We start from the raw sequence: 15,277 nt of genomic DNA, 5'->3' as shown, positions 1-15,277 counted from the left end.
GATCACTTCAGTGGGACGAACTTCGAGGAGCGAGTCGCACCGATCCCGGCCTGTCCGTGTTCGACGGACGTGCGGGTCAGCTGGAACTCGCCGAGATAGTGTCCGATCATCTCGGGTTCGACGCGAACGCGCTCGAACGACTGGCCGGTGTAGACCTCGAAGGTCAGGCCGACGAACTCCGGCAGGATCGGCATGTCCCGGAGGTGCGTGCGGATCGGCGCGTTCGCGGTCTCTTCCTCTTCTTTCTCGCGGGCCTTCTCGAGCAGCTTCTGCTTCTCGACGGAGAGACCGCGTTCGATACTTCGCCGCATGCGAGCGGGCAGCAGTTCGGCAACCTCGTCGAGCTCCAGCTCCTGCAACTCGTCGAGCGTGTGACCGCGGTAGGTGAACTCACCTTCGCGGCCGGTTCTGTACTCCTGACTCATTTGTTTCCACCTCGACCGGTACGGCGCGAGGAAATGTCACCGACCTTCCGTCCCGGCGGGGCGTCCCGCGAGACGGACTTGGGTTTGCCGGGGTGCTGGCGGCCGCCGCCACCGAAGGGGTGGTCGACGGCGTTCATCGCCACACCGCGGACGCGGGGCCACTTGGTCCCGCGGGCTTTCATCTTGTGGTACTTGTTCCCTGCCTTGACCATCGGCTTCTCCGTGCGGCCGCCGCCGGCGACGACGCCGATGGTGGCGCGACACTGCGGATCGAGGCGCTTGACCTCGCCGCTGGGCAGTTGGATGACCGCCGCGTTGCGGTCGTGGGTGATCAGGTCCGCGTTGGTCCCCGAGGCGCGGGCGAATCGACCGCCGTCGCCCTGGTTCGCCTCGACGTTACAGACCGGCACGCCTTCCGGGATCTCGGCCAGCGGCAGCGTGTTGCCGGGCTTGATCTCGGCGGAGACGCCGACCTGAATCTCCTCGCCGACGCTGATTCCTTCCGGGACGAGGACGAGGCGCTGTTCGCCGTCCTCGAACTCGATGGCGGCGACGGGCGCCGATCGCGCGGGGTCGTGTTCGATGTCCACGACCGTCCCGCGGACGACGTCGTCGTCCTCGGTCTTCTTGTGATCGAGCTTCGCCTTGTAGCGGTGCGAGGGGGCGCGGAACGTCGAGGTCCCGCGTCCGCGTCGCTGTCCTTGAATGCGGCGTCCCATTCTCAGAACACCCCGATTCGCGAGGCGACTTCCTGTGCGTCGTCGTCCTCGGACAGTTTGATGATCGCTTTCTTCTTGCCTTTCATCGTTACCTGCGTGTTGATGTCCTGAACCGCGATGTCGAATCGCTCCTCGACTTCCTCGCGGATCTCGGGTTTGGTGGCGTCGGGGTTGACGACGAACTGGAGCTTGTTCTCGAAGTCCATGTCGTTCATCGCCTTCTCCGTCACGAGCGGGTGTTCGATGTGCGTGCTCATCGGTCGGCCACCTCCTCGAGTGCGCTCTCGGTCCAGACGGTCAGTCGACCCGGCTGGGCGCCGGGCGCGAGATTCTCCGCGTTGACCTCCGCGGCCGTCGTGACGTCGGCTCCGGCGAGGTTCCGGGCGCCGCGTGACGGGCCGGACTCGCTCGAGGTGACGAAGAGGATCGACTTGGGCTGTTTGTACTTGCGTCCGCGGGTCTTGCCGCGACCCGAGCGGATGCTCTTGCCCTCGTCGGCGCGCTGGATGTCGTCCGCGAGGCCTGCGGCCTCGAGGAACTCGACGACCTCCTTCGTCTTCTGGAGGTCCTCGAAGTCGTCGCTCACGACGACGGGGGTCTCGACGTCCTCGTCGAACTCGTGGCCGCGCTCGGCGACGAGTTCGGCGTCGGTCGTCGCAGCGATGGCGCTGCGAACGGCCAGTTTCTTTGCTTTCGTGTTGATCGATTCGGACTGGTCCTTCTCGGCCTTCGGCGGGTGAGCCTTGCGTCCCTTGACGGTCTGGGGAACGCGGCGACCGCGTCCCTCCTGTCGGGGGACGTGGGCCATCCCGCGGCCGCTACCGAACGATTCGGCCGGCGTTCGCATGCCGGCGAACTCGTCGGCGCCGTAGTCCTGTTTCCGGTTTGCCTGGGCGACGCGGACCGCGCGGGCGATCAGGTCCGGGCGGTAGGTGGTCTCGAAGACCGCCGGGAGCTCGACCGTATCCGCGTCCGAGCCGTCCAGGTCGCGTACTGTTGCTTCCATGTGTTATCCCTGGTTAGATGCGGTGGAGACGTACCGGACCTCGGGGTCGAGGCGCGGCTGGCCTCCGGGTCGGATCGCCGGGCGGAAGCGCACGAGGCGCTTTTGCGGCCCGGGGAGCGAGCCCTTGATCAGCGTGTGCGGTCCGTCGACTTCGCCGTAGTTGACGAAGCCGCCGTCGACCGTCGCGTCGGCGCCGTCGCCGATGTCGACGAGGCGCTTGTTCAGTTCCGTCCGCTGGTGGTAGCCGGTCTGCCCTTGCTGGGGGACCGTCGACCGAACGCGGGACGGATTCCAGGGACCGAGGTTCCCGATGCGGCGGCGCCATCCCTGCCGGGCGTGCTTGCCCTTTCGTTTCTGGACGCCCCATCGCTTGACGGGACCCTGGGTCCCTTTCCCTTTCGTGACGCCGCTGGCGTCGACGTACTCGCCGGCGCGGAACACGTCGTTCATGACGTGTTCGCCGCCGTCGGCGACGATCTCGAGGGCGAAGTCGACGCGCTCGTCGACGGAACCGCCCCCGACGCGCGTCTCCATCACGTCCGGTTTCTTCTTGGGGACCGAGGGGACCTCGGTCGGAACCGTGTGCGTGATGACGCGGACGTCGTCGACGCGTCCCTCCTCGAGGAGGCCCCGAAGCTCGTCTTCGGCGGCGTCGGTGTCGTAGTCGTCACCGGGGAGGTCGAGGACGCGGTCGAGTTCGGGAACGAACTCGTCGGTCCAGACCTCGGTGATCGGTTGCTTTCCATACGGCGTGTCTTCGTACGCACGCAGGGCGACGGCGCGCATCGGCGGCGTCTCCACGATCGTCACGGGGACGGTCTGTTCCATCCCCTCGGTCGGCGAGTTCGCTTGATCGTCGACCATGACGACGTGGGTCATGCCGGCCTTGTAGCCCGCGAAACCCTGGAGCGTCGGCTGTCCTTCGTCGTCCGGCCACGAGTTGAAGCGCGGGACCTCGCTGGTCGCACGCTTTCGTGGGCCGAACCCGAGTGAGCCTTTGCGTGGTGAATTTGCTTGTGGCATTCTATCACTCTCTCAGTGAGAGGGGGGCGAGGGTAGCGAACAGAGCCTCCTCCGTTCGCACGACCTCGCTTCCCTGATCCGGAACCGTGTTTAGCCAGAGGTCGAACCCCGGATCGGCTGTGGGTTCGACTCCGTCATCCCCGTCGTCGTCTGCGTCCTGTGCAGCCGTGACGGCGGATGCCTCGATTCCGAGGATATCCGGCAGCCCTCGCTCGGGCGCGCCGAACGCGACGGTCATTCCGTCGCGGACGCGTCCGGCCAGCGTCTCGAGCCGCCCGACGGTGAGATGCTCACCGAATCGGGAGGCGGCGATGCAGACGCCGGCGTCCTCACGGCCGAGTGCTGCGGAGAGGTCCGTCCGCTCGACTGACAGCCCCGGAAGGGGGCCGTCTTCGAGCTTCGCCCGGACCGGTCGTCGCGAAGAGATCCTGACGGTCACGCGCTCCCCCTCCTCGACCTCCATTGCTGGAGGCACGTTGAGGGAGATTGGGTGTTGCAGTCCGCAATTGACCCGGACGCGCCCTTCAGGTCCGACCTCGGTCACGATCCCTTGTCTTGACGACCCCGAACCGTTCGATTCGGAGCCGGTCTGTGACATGGCGCGGAGCGGCGGCAAGACGCCCGCGTACTCCAGTTCGTCCCGCATCCCCCATGCCTCGTTGCGGAGGTATGGCGGCGTTGCGGCGTACCGCAAGACGGTGCTTACGAACCCGCCGTCGAATCGCCCCGTTTCGCCGTCCCGGTCGGGATAGACGATCAGGCGATCGGCCCGGAAGATCGTCGCCGCGCGGGCGACGTATCCGAGTTTGCGAGTCGCCTCGCGTTTGTCCTCGGCTTCCCGGGAGAGTGACGACGGGACGAGTACGCTGACGGTCATGCCGAAACGCTTCGGCGCCGCGTCACTAGACTGTAGCGATGTGTTGCGGATAGGGTCTTAAAAGGGTAGCGGATTCGATTCCGGCTGTGAACGCCTCACACCCCCGGATTCGTGCCGTGAAGGCACACACTCACTCGCGGTGACGTGTCGAGATCGGCGCGAGTAGTGATGCGCAATGTGACACGAATTCGACGTTGTCGTACCGAGGAATTTTACCGTTCTAACACACATGGTCTCGGTAGTAATGGAATCGCCCTCGCCGACGGAGGCCGAACTCGAGAGCCGAATTCACCAGCAGGAGGTGATCGCCGACCTCGGCCAGCGGGCCCTGGAACCCGAGCCTCTCGACGGGTTGCTTCGAGAGACGGCGACGGCCGTCGCGGAGACGCTCGGTACCGAATACGCGGGCGTGTTCGAGCTAACGTCGGACGGACGGGAGGCCGCGTTACGAGCGGGCGCCGGCTGGCGAGACGGGCTCGTCGGCACCGCGACGGTGTCCGCCGATCGAGAGTCGGCGACGGGCCACGCACTGCACTCCGCGGAACCGGTCGTTATCGAGGATCTTCGTAGCGACGAGTCCGTCTCCGGCTCCGAGCTACTCACCGATCACGACGTCGTGAGCGGGATCAGCGTCGTAATCGGCTCCCTCGAGGAGCCGTGGGGCGTCCTCGGTATCTACGCGAGCGATCGCCGCTCGTTCGCCGAACACGACGCCACCTTCGTCCGAAGCGTCGCGAACGTCCTCGCGGGGGCGATCGATCGGATCGAAACGGAGCGACAACTGCGCGAGCGCGAGACCCAACTCGAGCGGTACAGGGCGTACACCGACGGCATTCTCGACGCGGTCGACGACATGTTCTACGTCGTCGACGAGGACGGCACCTTCCAGCAGTGGAACGACACCCTGACCGCGGTCACCGGCTACGCCGACGCCGAGATCGAGTCGATATCGCCGCTCGAGTTCGTCGCCGAGGAGTACCACGAGCGGACCGCAGCGGGGATCGCCGAGGTTTTCGAAACGGGGAGCGCGCGACTCGAGGTGGAGATCCGCACCAAGAGCGGCGAGCGGATCCCCTACGAATTCGTCGCGGGGAGGCTCGAGAATCCCGACGGAAAACCCGTTTTGGCCGGGATCGGTCGCGACGTCACCGACCGGGAGGAGCGCGAGCGGGAACTGACCAAGTACGAGACGATCGTCGAGACGATCAACGACGGGATCTACGTGAAAAACGAGGACGGGCGGTTCACGATGGTCAACGAGGCGTACGCGCAGTTGACCGGGTACGACCGCGAGGAGCTGATCGGCGAGCACGCCTCCCTCGTCGTCGACGAAGCCACGGTCGAGGAGTCGAAGCAGCGACTGCCGTCGGCGACCGACGACGACTCGAACTCGCCGGCTATGGAAGCGGAGATTCAGCGGGCGGACGGGAGCAGCGTTCCGGCCGAGGGCACCTTCGCGACGTTGCAGACCGACGACGGCGAACAGGAGGAGGTCGGCGTAGTGCGGGACATCTCCGAACGGAAACGCCGCGAGCGGGAACACCGGCGCGTGATACGGGCGCTCGAGGCCGCCCGCGAGGGGATCGGCCTGCTCGACGAGGACGGCGAGTTCATCTACGTCAACGACGCCTACGCGGAGACGTTCCGGTACGAGCCCGGGGAAATGCTCGGCAAGCACTGGAACGAGCTCGGGATCGAGGCCGATCCCGACCGGTTCGTCGAGGAAATCCTCCCGGCGCTCTCGGAGGAGGGCCAGTGGACCGGCACGACGACCTGCGTGCGCAGCGACGGCACCACGTTCCTGTCCCAGCACTCGCTGACCCACACCGGCGACGACGAACTCATCTGTCTCGTTCGGGACGTCACCGAGCAGCGCGAACGCGAACGGAACCTGCGGGAGGTCCGAAATCAACTGGACATGGCGACCGAGGCCGCGTCCGTCGGACTCTGGACGTGGGACGTTCAGGAAGACGTCGTCACGGCGGACGAGTTCCTCGCGGACGCGTACGGCATGGATCCGGAGACGGCCACAGACGGGGCGCCCATGGACGCCTTTTTCGAGCCCATTCACGAGGCGGACAGGGAGCGGACGCGGGCCGAACTCGAGCGCGCCCTCGAGGAGACGGGCGAACTCGAGACCGAGTTCCGCGTCCGGAACGCGGACGACGAGGTCATGTGGGTCGTCTCACGCGCCGAGGTCGAGTACGAAGACGGCGAGCCGGTGCGGATGAGCGGCGCCATCTCGGATATCACCGAGCGGAAACGCCGCGAACGACAGCTCGAGGAGTCAGAACGCCGCTACCGGACGCTGGCGGAGAACTTCCCGAACGGTGCGGTCGGCGTCTACGACGCCGATATGCGGTACACGCTGGTCGAGGGCGCGATCGTGGGCGATACCTTACCCGAGGCGGACCGGACGGAAGGCGAACGCATGCCGGACGTCTTCCCCGACGATATCGTCGGCGAACTCGAGCCGATGTACCGGGCCGCCCTCGAGGACGGCGAGACCGACAAGACGACGATCACGTTCGACGGCGAGCACTGGCGGGTCTGGACGGCGCCGCTGCGGAACGCCGACGGCGAGATCTTCGCCGGGCTGAGCTTCACGCAGGAGATCACCGACCAGATCGAACGCGAGCAGCGACTCGAGGAACTGGTCGCGCGACTCGAGGAGTCCAACGAGCGCCTCGAACAGTTCGCCTACGCGGCCTCCCACGACCTGCAGGAGCCCCTCCGGATGGTCTCGAGTTACCTCCAGTTGATCGAGCGCCGGTACGGCGACGCCTTCGACGAGGACGGTGAGGAGTTCATCGAGTTCGCGGTCGACGGCGCCGAGCGCATGCGCGACATGATCGACGGCCTGCTCGCGTACTCGCGCGTCGAGACGGGCGGAAACGCGTTCGAACCGGTCGACCTGGACGCGGTGCTCGAGGACGTGCGCACCGATCTGCAGGTGATGATTGACGACCACGACGCGACGATCACCGCCGAGCCCCTGCCCCGCGTCGAGGGCGACAGCGATCAGTTGCGCCAACTGTTCCAGAACCTGCTGGACAACGCCATCGAGTACAGCGGCGACGAGCCGCCTCGAGTCCACCTTTCCGCCGAACGGCAGCCGGCGGACGACTGCTGGAAGATCGACGTGGCCGACCAGGGAATCGGTATCGATCCGGACGACACCGACGCGATCTTCGAGGTCTTCCAGAGTCTCCACTCGCAGGGTGAGCACGGCGGCACCGGGATCGGACTCGCCCTGTGCGATCGAATCGTCGAGCGCCACGGCGGCACCCTCTCGGTCGAGTCGGAGCCAGGATCGGGGTCGACCTTCTCGTTCACGCTCTCGATGACGGACGATGGCGATCGGTGACGGCCGTTTCGTCGTACGCATTTCGGCGTCGAGTTGCGTGTGTCGGCATGCCGATGCCGGGTCGATTCGCAACCCTTATACACCCTTCCCGAAGTAGATGTAAGTGCAACCGGGCGCTGGTAGTGTAGTGGTATCACGTGACCTTGCCATGGTCACAACCTGGGTTCAAATCCCAGCCAGCGCATTTCTCCGAACACAACATCACGAGCGTTGCGTAGCAACGCGAGTAATCGTGTTCGGAGAAATCGTACTGGATTTGAACGAGAGAAGTCGCAGCCTGTGAGCGAACGAAGTGAGCGAGCAGGACCGTCTTCGCGTTGTTCAAATCCCAGCCAGCGCAGTGTTCGATATCAGTAGATAGTAGTACGATTTCCTTATTCAGAAGCACATTCGAAATCGAATCGCCGGATTCGGTAACTACAGATACGAATTGATCGTTTTAGCGGTGGACTTATTTGCATTCTTCGTCTCTTCCGGGTATGGAGACGCTCCCGGATGAGACACTGGATCTGTTCGAGAAGCCAGCGAAAGCGACTATTGCGTCGTTTCTTCCGAGCGGGCATCCACAAGTCACGCCAGTGTGGGCCGATTACGATGGCACACACCTTCTCGTCGCTACAAATAAGGGAACGCGCAAACACGAGAATGTGCAACATGATCCGCGTGTGACGGTCACGATCATCGATCCCGACGACTACTATCGATATGTAGAAGTTCGTGGTGAAGTGGAGAAAATGCCCGAAGAGGGGGCACTAGAATTCACCGACCAACAGGCGCAACGATATTGGGGTGTTGACGAATATCCCTACGACCGAGAGTTACCTCGTGTCCTCCTCCATATCAGTCCAGAACGGGTCGTTTCGAAATCGCTAGGATCGCCAGAACGGAATCATTCATGATCAGTGGAGAGATACAGCCCCTGTACTGAACAGCAACTACGTATGCCAACCGAACTTTTGCGCTGCGGGCGCGCCTCCGGAGCGCCCTCGGGAAAATCTCGAGAAAGCGACGCTCTCTCGGACCTCGCGGGATCTTCGATCCCGCTTCGCTTCGATGAAAAGCACTCCTCCCACCCCTCGCGGCTTCGCCGCGCGCCTATTCGCGGCGCTTCGCGCCGCGCTCTCCGGGTCGGTCGTCGGCCCGCTCGCTCACTCCGTTCGCTCGCGGTGAGAGCACACTTTTCCGCCCGAATAGATCGGTGAGGACACCCTTCTTTCGTCTCGCTGTGCTATCCATCCGAAGCCGTGAGGGAAGCAAGCGATCGTCTGGCTGGGGGTCAAATCCCAGCAAGTGATGCTACGTCGTACCAACGCGCGCAAGTGCGCGCGAATTCGAGCCCCCACCGTCCAGAACCAGTGCCCTCGAGCGACAGCCGATTACCCTAATCGATCACGACGGTTTCCGGACCGGGCTCAGATCCCTGCTGCCCGGCGAGGTCCTCGAGCGCCAGCTGGACGTTCCACTTGTTGGCCTTCCAGACGGCGTCGAAGAGGACGCCGAGGACGGGGACGGAGCCGCCGATCGTGTCGACGGCGATGTTCGCGAGCATCCGGAGGAGCATCGACTGGGAGACGCCCAGCCGGGCGGACTCGGCGACGATGTACAGCGAGACGAACGAGGCCACGACGTCACCGGCGCCGGGGAGAATCCCGACGATCGGATCGAGTCCGATCCGGTAGCTCGTGCCGGGGAGGGGGATTCCCTCGTCGAGGACGCGAGCGACGAGGCGCATGCGCGTGATCGCGGCCTCGTCGACTCCCGCGGGGAGGTCACCGTCGAACTCGTCGAGGGCCGCTTCGATGTCGTCGGTCGAACCAGTAGCCATGCCCCGTGGTCGGGCACGCGGTCGAATAAGTTCCCGGGCGGCCGTGGCAAGCGGCCGGCAGCGGGACCGTCGCGTTCCGCCGGAGTGCGACGACGGCCCCCGACGGGAGAATCAGGGGGTGAGTCACGGATGAAAGCGCGTGGATCACTACTCGAGTGTGCGGGCTGTGGCGAACGGCGGCCCGCCGAGTCGGCTGACGAGGCGCGTCGACGGGGCCTCGAGCACCGTTTCGTTCCGGAGACGAGCGCCATACTGAGCGGAGTACTCTGTTGCGAGTTACCCATTCGAGTCCCCTTCTCGCTCGGCGATGCCATCTCCGGTCTCGTCGATCGGGAATCACGTGTAACCGGCAGTTGAATCCGTGAACGATCGGCCGACGAGGAGTAATCGCCCCTTGTGTCGCCGTCGTCTCCGTATCGTTACGATGACTGGTCGTCTCTGTCTATGGTCACTGCCAACTTATAATGGATATATTTGAACTATTAGCTGCCTTTTCGGTCACGTTTGGTTACCTATTTCGCCTGCGAATAGCTTTTATACTCCGAGTAACTAGGAATCAATAGACGATTGAGCGTCCTCCCTCACATGCAAACTGAACTCTCACCCACCACCGACACGGACGAACTGCAGTACGATCAGACGAACGACCGCTACGTCTTCAACCACGACCCCGACGGAACGGCGACGATCACGACCACGATCGTCCACGCGATCGCCTCGATCGCCGACACCGACGTCTCGCAGGGCGAGTTCTCCCTCTACGACAGCGTCGACCCCGACGCGCTCGACCGACTGTTCAGCAGGAAGGCCGACGGCACCGAGCGCTCGAGCGGCCACGTCGCGTTCACCGCCCTCGAGCACGAAATCTACGTCTACGCGAACGGCGACGTCATCATCTACCCGCCGGCCGACGCGCCGTCGTCGCCACGAGCGGACTGATCGGCTCCCGGGTCCGTTCTCGTCTCTCCGATGTTCCGTTTTTCACTCCCTCGAGAGCGACGGCGGTGGCGAACGCGACGGTCGCTTTCGTCGAGGTCCCCGAGCCACGAACCGCAGTCGGTATGGAACGGCTTTAGGAGCGTCGTCGTCGTTAGTGAGTCCATGACAGTAATCGCACTGTTGAGCGTCGCGCCGGTGATCGAGGACAGCATGTCGGGCGAGATCGCCAAGGCCGTCGACGCGCTCGAGGAGTACGACGTCGAGTACGAGACGAATCCGATGGGGACGGTGATCGAGGCCGACGACATCGGGGAACTGTTCGACGCCGCGCAGGCGGCCCACGAGGCCGTCGACGGCGATCGCGTGAGCACGGTGTTGAAGATCGACGACAAACGCGATCGGGAGACGTCCGCGGCGGAGAAAGTTCGGGCCGTCGAAGAACAGTTGGGTCGGCCGGCGAAAAACGAGTGAGGGCACGCGCAGTGGTCCGCAGTCAGTCCATCCACCTGTAGTCCGTCCGTCACTCGAGCGCTCGATGGAGCCTACTCGTTACCTGAGCGCTCGAGAGCGGTCGCTCAGGCGGGGGTAACCGTGACCGGTCGGTCGGTGTGGAGGATTACCGACTGAGCGACGCTGCCGAACAGGATCTTGCCGACGGGCGACTGGCGACGGGCGCCGACGACGAGTTCATCCGCGTCGAGTCGGTCGGCGACGTCGACGATGGCGGCGGCCGGATTACCGGTCGCCGAGTTGACGGTGGCATCGACGCCGGCGGCCGCGAGCCTGTCGACGGCCAGCGACACCGTCTCGGGGAGTTCGGCGACATCTTCCTCGGCGAGGTCAGTTCGGACCTGGCCGATCTGGACGTCCGCGTCCGAGTCCGCGAACTCGAGTTCTTTCCGGACGTGCAGTATTTCGACGGCGACCTCGTCGGCCACGTTCGGAAGCTCGAGGACGGCGTCGATCTGGGCCGTCGCTCGCGCTTCGTTGTCGGCGATCGGGACGAGTACCGTGTACATACCGGAACGGACAGCCGTCTTACATATCAATCCATCCGTCACGCCCATTCGCGGAGAATACCGGGAGCAGAAGACGCACTCGTCCGGCCGGCCGACCGACGCCGGGGACGCGAACTGACAAACTGTTTTACCCCGGGGCGCGAACCCGTCGCCATGGAGAGTCTCAATCGGATGGCGATCGAGCTGGTCGACGAGGCCCTCGACTACGCCGAGGAGTTGAACGTCGGCGGCTTCGACCTCGCCAACGAGGCGACCGTCCTCGACTTCGGACTCGAGTTCGACGGCGGGATCGAGGCGGGGCTGTTGCTGACGGAGATCCAGACGGCCGGGATGGCGACGCCGAGTCACCACCTCGGCGAGGTCGGCGACGCGCCGATCCCGTATATCCAGCTCGCGACCGATCAGCCGGCGCTCTCGCTGCTGTGCTCGCAGAAGGCGGGCTGGGAGCTGACGACCGACGACTTCGAGGGGCTGGGCAGCGGCCCCGCGCGGGCGCTGGTCGCCGACGAGGATGAGTTCCGCCGCGTCGGCTACACGGACGCGTTCGACCTGACCGCGCTGGCGGTCGAGACCGACCAGGAGCCGACCGAAGCGGCCGCCGAACAGGTCGCCGACCTCGCGGAGGTCGAGCCCAGCAGCGTCTTCCTGCTGGCCTACCCCACCGCGAGCCTCGTCGGGAGCGTCACGAACGCCGCTCGAGCCGCCGAACTCGCGGTCTTCCGGCTCTCGGAACTGGGCTACGATCCCCTGGACATCGTCTCGGCGACGGGTCGCGCGCCGGTCGCCCCCGTCGCGGCGGACGAGGAGACCGCGATCGCCCGAACGAACGACGCCATCGCCTACGGCGGGACCGCTCACCTCACGGTTCGCGAGGACGCCGACGTCTTCGACTCGATCCCCTCGACGGCCGCCGAGGACCACGGCCGCCCGTTCGGTGAGGTCTTCGACGATCTCGAGTGGAAGTTCTCGGAGGTCCCCTCGGACCTCTTCGCGCCCGCGAAGGTGACCGTCGACGTCGTCGGCGGCCCGACCTACGTCCACGGCGAGACGGACGAGGACCTGCTCGTCGACTCGTTCGACCTCTGAGCGTGCGCTTCAAACCCGTTCCGGAGCCGCCGAACGATCTCGCGAGCGTTGGGGCGATCCTCGAGGCCGTCCCCGCCACTGCGGGAGCGGTCGACGACTGCTGTGCGCATCTCGTCGCCGAAACGCGACTCGAGGACCGGAGCGAGGCCGAGACGTGGCTGGTCTTTCTGCGAGCACTCGAACTCGTCTCCGCGGAGTCGGCGGGCTACTGCCGGCTGCCAGCGGCCCGTTCCGACGAGTCTCCGACCCTCGATCCCACCGATTCCGGACGAGCGTTTCGAGAGCGCGTCGACGGCGCCGAAGCGGTCCTCGAGAGCCTCGAATCGGCCGGCGAACCGCTATCCGCGGCCGCCGTCGCCGACGAGCTAGCCGCGGATCACGCCGCGTCCGGCCGAGAAAATCGCCCCGCTCGTTTCGAAGTCGACCGTGTCGAGCGCGTTCGACGACTGCTCGAGTGGGCCGTCTTGCTCGAGCGAGTCGAACGAACGGGAGACGGGGACCGCTATCGGCCGGCGGCGCTCGAGTAATGGGGAACCGCCGCGACCGGGACCCCGTTCGAGACGACGATCGATTTTAGGGCCTCCCGCACCAAGTCGGAGCGATGTCTGGGCGTGAACCCGGATCGACCGTCGACCCGACGTCCGAGACCGACGGCGCCGTCGACGCGGTCTGTTTCGATCTCGACGATACCCTCTGTCGGTACACGCAGTCCGGTGCGGAGGTCCTCGAGCGGGCGTTCGACCGCGCCGGAGTCGGCCGCCCGTGGTCGATCGACGACTACTATGACGGGTATCGAAACTACCTCGAGGAGAGCACCGACATCGTCGACCTCCGGCGGCGGTGTTTCGCCGACCTCGCGGTCGCCGCCGGTCACGACCGCGAAACCGGCCGGGCCGTCGCCGACGCCTACGCCGACCTTCGGGACCGCGAGGCCGTCGAACTCGTCCCCGGCGCCCGCGACGTGATCGACGCGCTGGCCGCGGAGTACCGCCTCGGACTCGTGACCAACGGCGCACCCGAGATGCAGCGAACGAAACTCGAGACGATCGGTCTCGACGACCGGTTCGAGACGGTGGTCTGTGCCGGCTACGACGCGCCCGCCAAGCCCGCCGCGGAACCGTTCGACCTCGCGCTCGAGGCGCTCGGATCGACGTCCGAGCGGACGGTCTACGTCGGCAACTCGCTGCGGTCGGACGTCGCGGGGGCCAACGCGGCCGGCCTCCGGTCGGTGTGGGTTCCCGACGGCGAGGCCGTCCCGGAGACGCCCGATCCGCCGCCGACGTACCGACTCGAGACGCTCGCGGAACTGGCGACGCCGCCCTGGTGATCCCAGCGGGAGAACTCTGCGGTCGCGTCGCTCCCGACCGGGCGTTTTTAGGTGCCGTCCGCCGAGGCCCGAACCGATGACCGACCGCGCGATCAACTTTCGGGAGATCGTCGAGGGGATCCGCTCGAGCGCCGACTCCGACCGCGAGGCGGCGGCCGTCGTCACCGTTTCCGGTCGCGATCCGATCGACGTCTGTCAGCGACTGTTTCGGGGACTCGAGTCCCACCCCGACCGCTCCGCGTGCGAGTTCTACCTGAGTCCGAACGCGCGCCGGGGGATCGAACGAGGGCTCGTCGGGAGTGGGACGACCCCGCAGTCGGTCGATTTCCTCGACCGCCAGATACGGACGGACGTCTCGATGCCCGACGACGCGATCCTGTTCATGCGACCGGACGCGGTGACCCTCGGCGGCACGCCAACCGGCGACTCGCCGGTCGGACTGGGAACGATCTCGAACGACTGATCGAAAGGAGGCGGACCGATCTCCGCTCAGTCCAGTACGGCTTCGACGGCGTCCATCGCCCGGTCGACCTTCTCCACGTCGGCGTTGAATCCCATGTGCCCGATTCGTAGAATGTCGTCCTCGAGGTCGCCGAGGCCGGTCGCCAGCACGACGTCCTCCTCGTCGGCGACCCGCTGCTGTACCTCCTTCGCCTCGCCCGGGAGGTGAAACGCCGTCACGGTCGGCGAACTCCGTTCGGGGTCGGGATAGCTCTCGAGTCCGAGTTCGGCGCCGCGCTCGCGACACCGCTCGGCGGCGTTCGCGTGGCGCTCGAAGACCGACTCGAGCCCCTCCTCGAGCAAGCGGTCGAGCGCCGCGTCGAGCGCGGCGACGTTCGCACTCAGGTGCGTGTACGGGAACCCGTCGGAGACATCCCGCCACGGGAGGAAGTTCGTGTAGAGGGAGGCGGGATCGCGCTCCTCCATCCGGTCCCACGCGCGGTCGCTGATCGCGGCGGTCGTCAGCCCCGGCGGAGCGCTGAAACACTTCTGGGAGGCGCCGAGACAGACGTCGATCCGGTCGGTCGGCACCGGCGTCCCGCCCAGCGAGGAGACGGCGTCGACGACGCTCAGCACGTCGTGCTCCTCGAGCAGATCCAGCACGGGCCCCATCTCGTTGAGCGCCCCGGTGGGCGTCTCGCAGTGGACCAGCGTCGCCAGTTCGAACGGTTCGCCCGCGTCGGCGGCGTCCTCGAGTGTCGTCTCGATCGCCTCGAGGTCGTACCCCTCGTCGTACGGCGCCGAAACGAGTTCGGCGGTCCCGTCGTACGATTCCACGAAGTCCGCGAAGCCGTCGCCGTAGAGCCCGTTGGAGACGCAGAGAACGCGGTCGCCGGGCGCGACCAGCGAGGCGATGGCCGCCTCGAGTCCGAGGATGCCCTCGCCGCCGAGCACGACGACGTCGCGGGTCGTTTCGTAGACGTCCGCGAGTTTCTCACAAAGGTCCTCGTAGCGGTCCGCGAACGCGGGGTCGACGTCCGGGTTCGGTTGTACCTCAGCCATCGCCTCCCTGACCGACGGCGGGACGGCCGTCGGACCGGGCGTGAACTGCAGCGTCATACCTCGCCCTGGGAACCGCTCGCAGTAGCGGTTTACGGTTGCGGCGATGGGGTGGCGTGTTACTCGCTCGAGAACGAACCGTGAGAACAGAGAAACCGCGAAGA

General features: G+C 65.8%; 17 protein-coding genes and 1 tRNA gene. 9 read left to right on the top strand and 9 right to left on the bottom strand.

Annotation, left to right across the window (positions count from 1 at the left end):
• Window positions 1-2 precede the first annotated feature (2 nt).
• Genes J0X25_RS36500 through J0X25_RS36475 form a run of 6 tightly spaced genes read right to left on the bottom strand, consistent with a single transcriptional unit; the run spans window position 3 to window position 4,050 of the window.
• On the bottom strand, window positions 3-425 hold the full coding sequence (locus J0X25_RS36500) for a 30S ribosomal protein S19 (protein WP_207288775.1): 423 nt from the start codon (window positions 423-425) through the stop codon (window positions 3-5).
• Window positions 422-1,144, bottom strand: coding sequence for a 50S ribosomal protein L2 (locus tag J0X25_RS36495; RefSeq protein ID WP_207288774.1), 723 nt, complete (start codon window positions 1,142-1,144; stop codon window positions 422-424). The genes J0X25_RS36500 and J0X25_RS36495 overlap by 4 nt, the downstream gene beginning before the upstream one ends.
• 2 nt (window positions 1,145-1,146) lie before the next feature.
• The gene (locus tag J0X25_RS36490; RefSeq protein ID WP_207288773.1) at window positions 1,147-1,401 is read right to left on the bottom strand and encodes a 50S ribosomal protein L23; all 255 of its coding nucleotides are present in this window, start codon (window positions 1,399-1,401) and stop codon (window positions 1,147-1,149) included.
• Window positions 1,398-2,150 carry a 50S ribosomal protein L4 gene (gene rpl4p / locus J0X25_RS36485; protein WP_207288772.1) on the bottom strand — a complete coding sequence of 251 codons (753 nt, stop codon included), beginning with the start codon at window positions 2,148-2,150 and terminating at the stop codon, window positions 1,398-1,400. Before rpl4p ends, J0X25_RS36490 begins: the two co-directional genes overlap by 4 nt.
• A gap of 3 nt (window positions 2,151-2,153) precedes the next feature.
• Window positions 2,154-3,173, bottom strand: a complete 1,020-nt coding sequence (locus J0X25_RS36480) for a 50S ribosomal protein L3 (RefSeq protein WP_207288771.1) — start codon at window positions 3,171-3,173, stop codon at window positions 2,154-2,156.
• A gap of 4 nt (window positions 3,174-3,177) precedes the next feature.
• A complete protein-coding gene (locus J0X25_RS36475; RefSeq protein ID WP_207288770.1) occupies window positions 3,178-4,050 on the bottom strand; it encodes a putative RNA uridine N3 methyltransferase in 873 nt (290 codons plus the stop codon).
• 244 nt (window positions 4,051-4,294) lie between these two features.
• Here J0X25_RS36475 and J0X25_RS36470 point away from each other — a divergent pair, with 244 nt between their 5' ends.
• From J0X25_RS36470 to J0X25_RS36460, 3 genes are all read left to right on the top strand, one after another.
• Entirely contained in the window at window positions 4,295-7,417 is a 3,123-nt protein-coding gene (locus J0X25_RS36470; protein ID WP_207288769.1) for a PAS domain S-box protein, read from the top strand.
• Window positions 7,418-7,530: 113 nt separating this feature from the next.
• A tRNA-Gly gene (locus J0X25_RS36465) sits at window positions 7,531-7,601 on the top strand.
• Window positions 7,602-7,896: 295 nt separating this feature from the next.
• Complete coding sequence (locus J0X25_RS36460; protein WP_207288768.1) at window positions 7,897-8,316, top strand: PPOX class F420-dependent oxidoreductase; 420 nt, start codon at window positions 7,897-7,899, stop codon at window positions 8,314-8,316.
• A 482-nt stretch (window positions 8,317-8,798) separates the two neighbouring features.
• On the opposite strand, the gene J0X25_RS36455 is transcribed toward J0X25_RS36460, so the two are convergent.
• Entirely contained in the window at window positions 8,799-9,242 is a 444-nt protein-coding gene (locus tag J0X25_RS36455) for a DUF4112 domain-containing protein (RefSeq protein WP_207288767.1), read from the bottom strand.
• A 585-nt stretch (window positions 9,243-9,827) separates the two neighbouring features.
• Between J0X25_RS36455 and J0X25_RS36450 the strand changes: the two genes are divergently transcribed.
• Together J0X25_RS36450 and J0X25_RS36445 are read left to right on the top strand one after the other, a co-directional pair.
• Window positions 9,828-10,181, top strand: coding sequence for a HalOD1 output domain-containing protein (locus tag J0X25_RS36450; protein WP_207288766.1), 354 nt, complete (start codon window positions 9,828-9,830; stop codon window positions 10,179-10,181).
• A 162-nt stretch (window positions 10,182-10,343) separates the two neighbouring features.
• A complete protein-coding gene (locus tag J0X25_RS36445) occupies window positions 10,344-10,652 on the top strand; it encodes an MTH1187 family thiamine-binding protein (protein WP_207288765.1) in 309 nt (102 codons plus the stop codon).
• A 104-nt stretch (window positions 10,653-10,756) separates the two neighbouring features.
• On the opposite strand, the gene J0X25_RS36440 is transcribed toward J0X25_RS36445, so the two are convergent.
• Window positions 10,757-11,200: a universal stress protein gene (locus tag J0X25_RS36440; RefSeq protein WP_207288764.1), complete on the bottom strand. Its 444-nt coding sequence runs from the start codon at window positions 11,198-11,200 to the stop codon at window positions 10,757-10,759.
• A 153-nt stretch (window positions 11,201-11,353) separates the two neighbouring features.
• Here J0X25_RS36440 and mch point away from each other — a divergent pair, with 153 nt between their 5' ends.
• The 4 genes from mch (at window position 11,354) to J0X25_RS36420 (ending at window position 14,076) form a co-directional block, all read left to right on the top strand.
• Window positions 11,354-12,286: a methenyltetrahydromethanopterin cyclohydrolase gene (gene mch, locus J0X25_RS36435; protein WP_207288763.1), complete on the top strand. Its 933-nt coding sequence runs from the start codon at window positions 11,354-11,356 to the stop codon at window positions 12,284-12,286.
• A gap of 2 nt (window positions 12,287-12,288) precedes the next feature.
• On the top strand, window positions 12,289-12,813 hold the full coding sequence (locus J0X25_RS36430; protein WP_207288762.1) for a double winged helix-containing putative transcriptional regulator: 525 nt from the start codon (window positions 12,289-12,291) through the stop codon (window positions 12,811-12,813).
• Window positions 12,814-12,887: 74 nt separating this feature from the next.
• The gene (locus J0X25_RS36425) at window positions 12,888-13,613 is read left to right on the top strand and encodes an HAD family hydrolase (RefSeq protein WP_207288761.1); all 726 of its coding nucleotides are present in this window, start codon (window positions 12,888-12,890) and stop codon (window positions 13,611-13,613) included.
• 76 nt (window positions 13,614-13,689) lie between these two features.
• Window positions 13,690-14,076 carry a hypothetical protein gene (locus J0X25_RS36420; RefSeq protein ID WP_207288760.1) on the top strand — a complete coding sequence of 129 codons (387 nt, stop codon included), beginning with the start codon at window positions 13,690-13,692 and terminating at the stop codon, window positions 14,074-14,076.
• Between the two features lie 26 nt (window positions 14,077-14,102).
• Here the strand turns inward: J0X25_RS36420 and J0X25_RS36415 are convergent, their stop codons facing one another.
• Window positions 14,103-15,167: a pyridoxal-phosphate-dependent aminotransferase family protein gene (locus tag J0X25_RS36415; RefSeq protein ID WP_207290941.1), complete on the bottom strand. Its 1,065-nt coding sequence runs from the start codon at window positions 15,165-15,167 to the stop codon at window positions 14,103-14,105.
• Window positions 15,168-15,277: the final 110 nt, after the last annotated feature.

It is taken from the genome of Haloterrigena alkaliphila (genome assembly GCF_017352155.2).
GTDB classification, from domain to species: domain Archaea; phylum Halobacteriota; class Halobacteria; order Halobacteriales; family Natrialbaceae; genus Haloterrigena; species Haloterrigena alkaliphila.
The sequence above is the reverse complement of the archived record's forward strand: the minus strand, read 5'-3'. Positions and strand labels throughout refer to the sequence as shown.

Excerpts from the sequence above, each read along its gene's own strand:
- J0X25_RS36500 (WP_207288775.1), bottom strand. The coding sequence starts at position 425 with ATGAGTCAGGAGTACAGAACCGGCCGCGAAGGTGAGTTCACCTACCGC.
- J0X25_RS36495 (WP_207288774.1), bottom strand. The coding sequence starts at position 1,144 with ATGGGACGCCGCATTCAAGGACAGCGACGCGGACGCGGGACCTCGACG.
- J0X25_RS36490 (WP_207288773.1), bottom strand. The coding sequence starts at position 1,401 with ATGAGCACGCACATCGAACACCCGCTCGTGACGGAGAAGGCGATGAAC.
- rpl4p (WP_207288772.1), bottom strand. The coding sequence starts at position 2,150 with ATGGAAGCAACAGTACGCGACCTGGACGGCTCGGACGCGGATACGGTC.
- J0X25_RS36480 (WP_207288771.1), bottom strand. The coding sequence starts at position 3,173 with ATGCCACAAGCAAATTCACCACGCAAAGGCTCACTCGGGTTCGGCCCA.
- J0X25_RS36475 (WP_207288770.1), bottom strand. The coding sequence starts at position 4,050 with ATGACCGTCAGCGTACTCGTCCCGTCGTCACTCTCCCGGGAAGCCGAG.
- J0X25_RS36470 (WP_207288769.1), top strand. The coding sequence starts at position 4,295 with ATGGAATCGCCCTCGCCGACGGAGGCCGAACTCGAGAGCCGAATTCAC.
- J0X25_RS36460 (WP_207288768.1), top strand. The coding sequence starts at position 7,897 with ATGGAGACGCTCCCGGATGAGACACTGGATCTGTTCGAGAAGCCAGCG.
- J0X25_RS36455 (WP_207288767.1), bottom strand. The coding sequence starts at position 9,242 with ATGGCTACTGGTTCGACCGACGACATCGAAGCGGCCCTCGACGAGTTC.
- J0X25_RS36450 (WP_207288766.1), top strand. The coding sequence starts at position 9,828 with ATGCAAACTGAACTCTCACCCACCACCGACACGGACGAACTGCAGTAC.
- J0X25_RS36445 (WP_207288765.1), top strand. The coding sequence starts at position 10,344 with ATGACAGTAATCGCACTGTTGAGCGTCGCGCCGGTGATCGAGGACAGC.
- J0X25_RS36440 (WP_207288764.1), bottom strand. The coding sequence starts at position 11,200 with ATGTACACGGTACTCGTCCCGATCGCCGACAACGAAGCGCGAGCGACG.
- mch (WP_207288763.1), top strand. The coding sequence starts at position 11,354 with ATGGAGAGTCTCAATCGGATGGCGATCGAGCTGGTCGACGAGGCCCTC.
- J0X25_RS36425 (WP_207288761.1), top strand. The coding sequence starts at position 12,888 with ATGTCTGGGCGTGAACCCGGATCGACCGTCGACCCGACGTCCGAGACC.
- J0X25_RS36420 (WP_207288760.1), top strand. The coding sequence starts at position 13,690 with ATGACCGACCGCGCGATCAACTTTCGGGAGATCGTCGAGGGGATCCGC.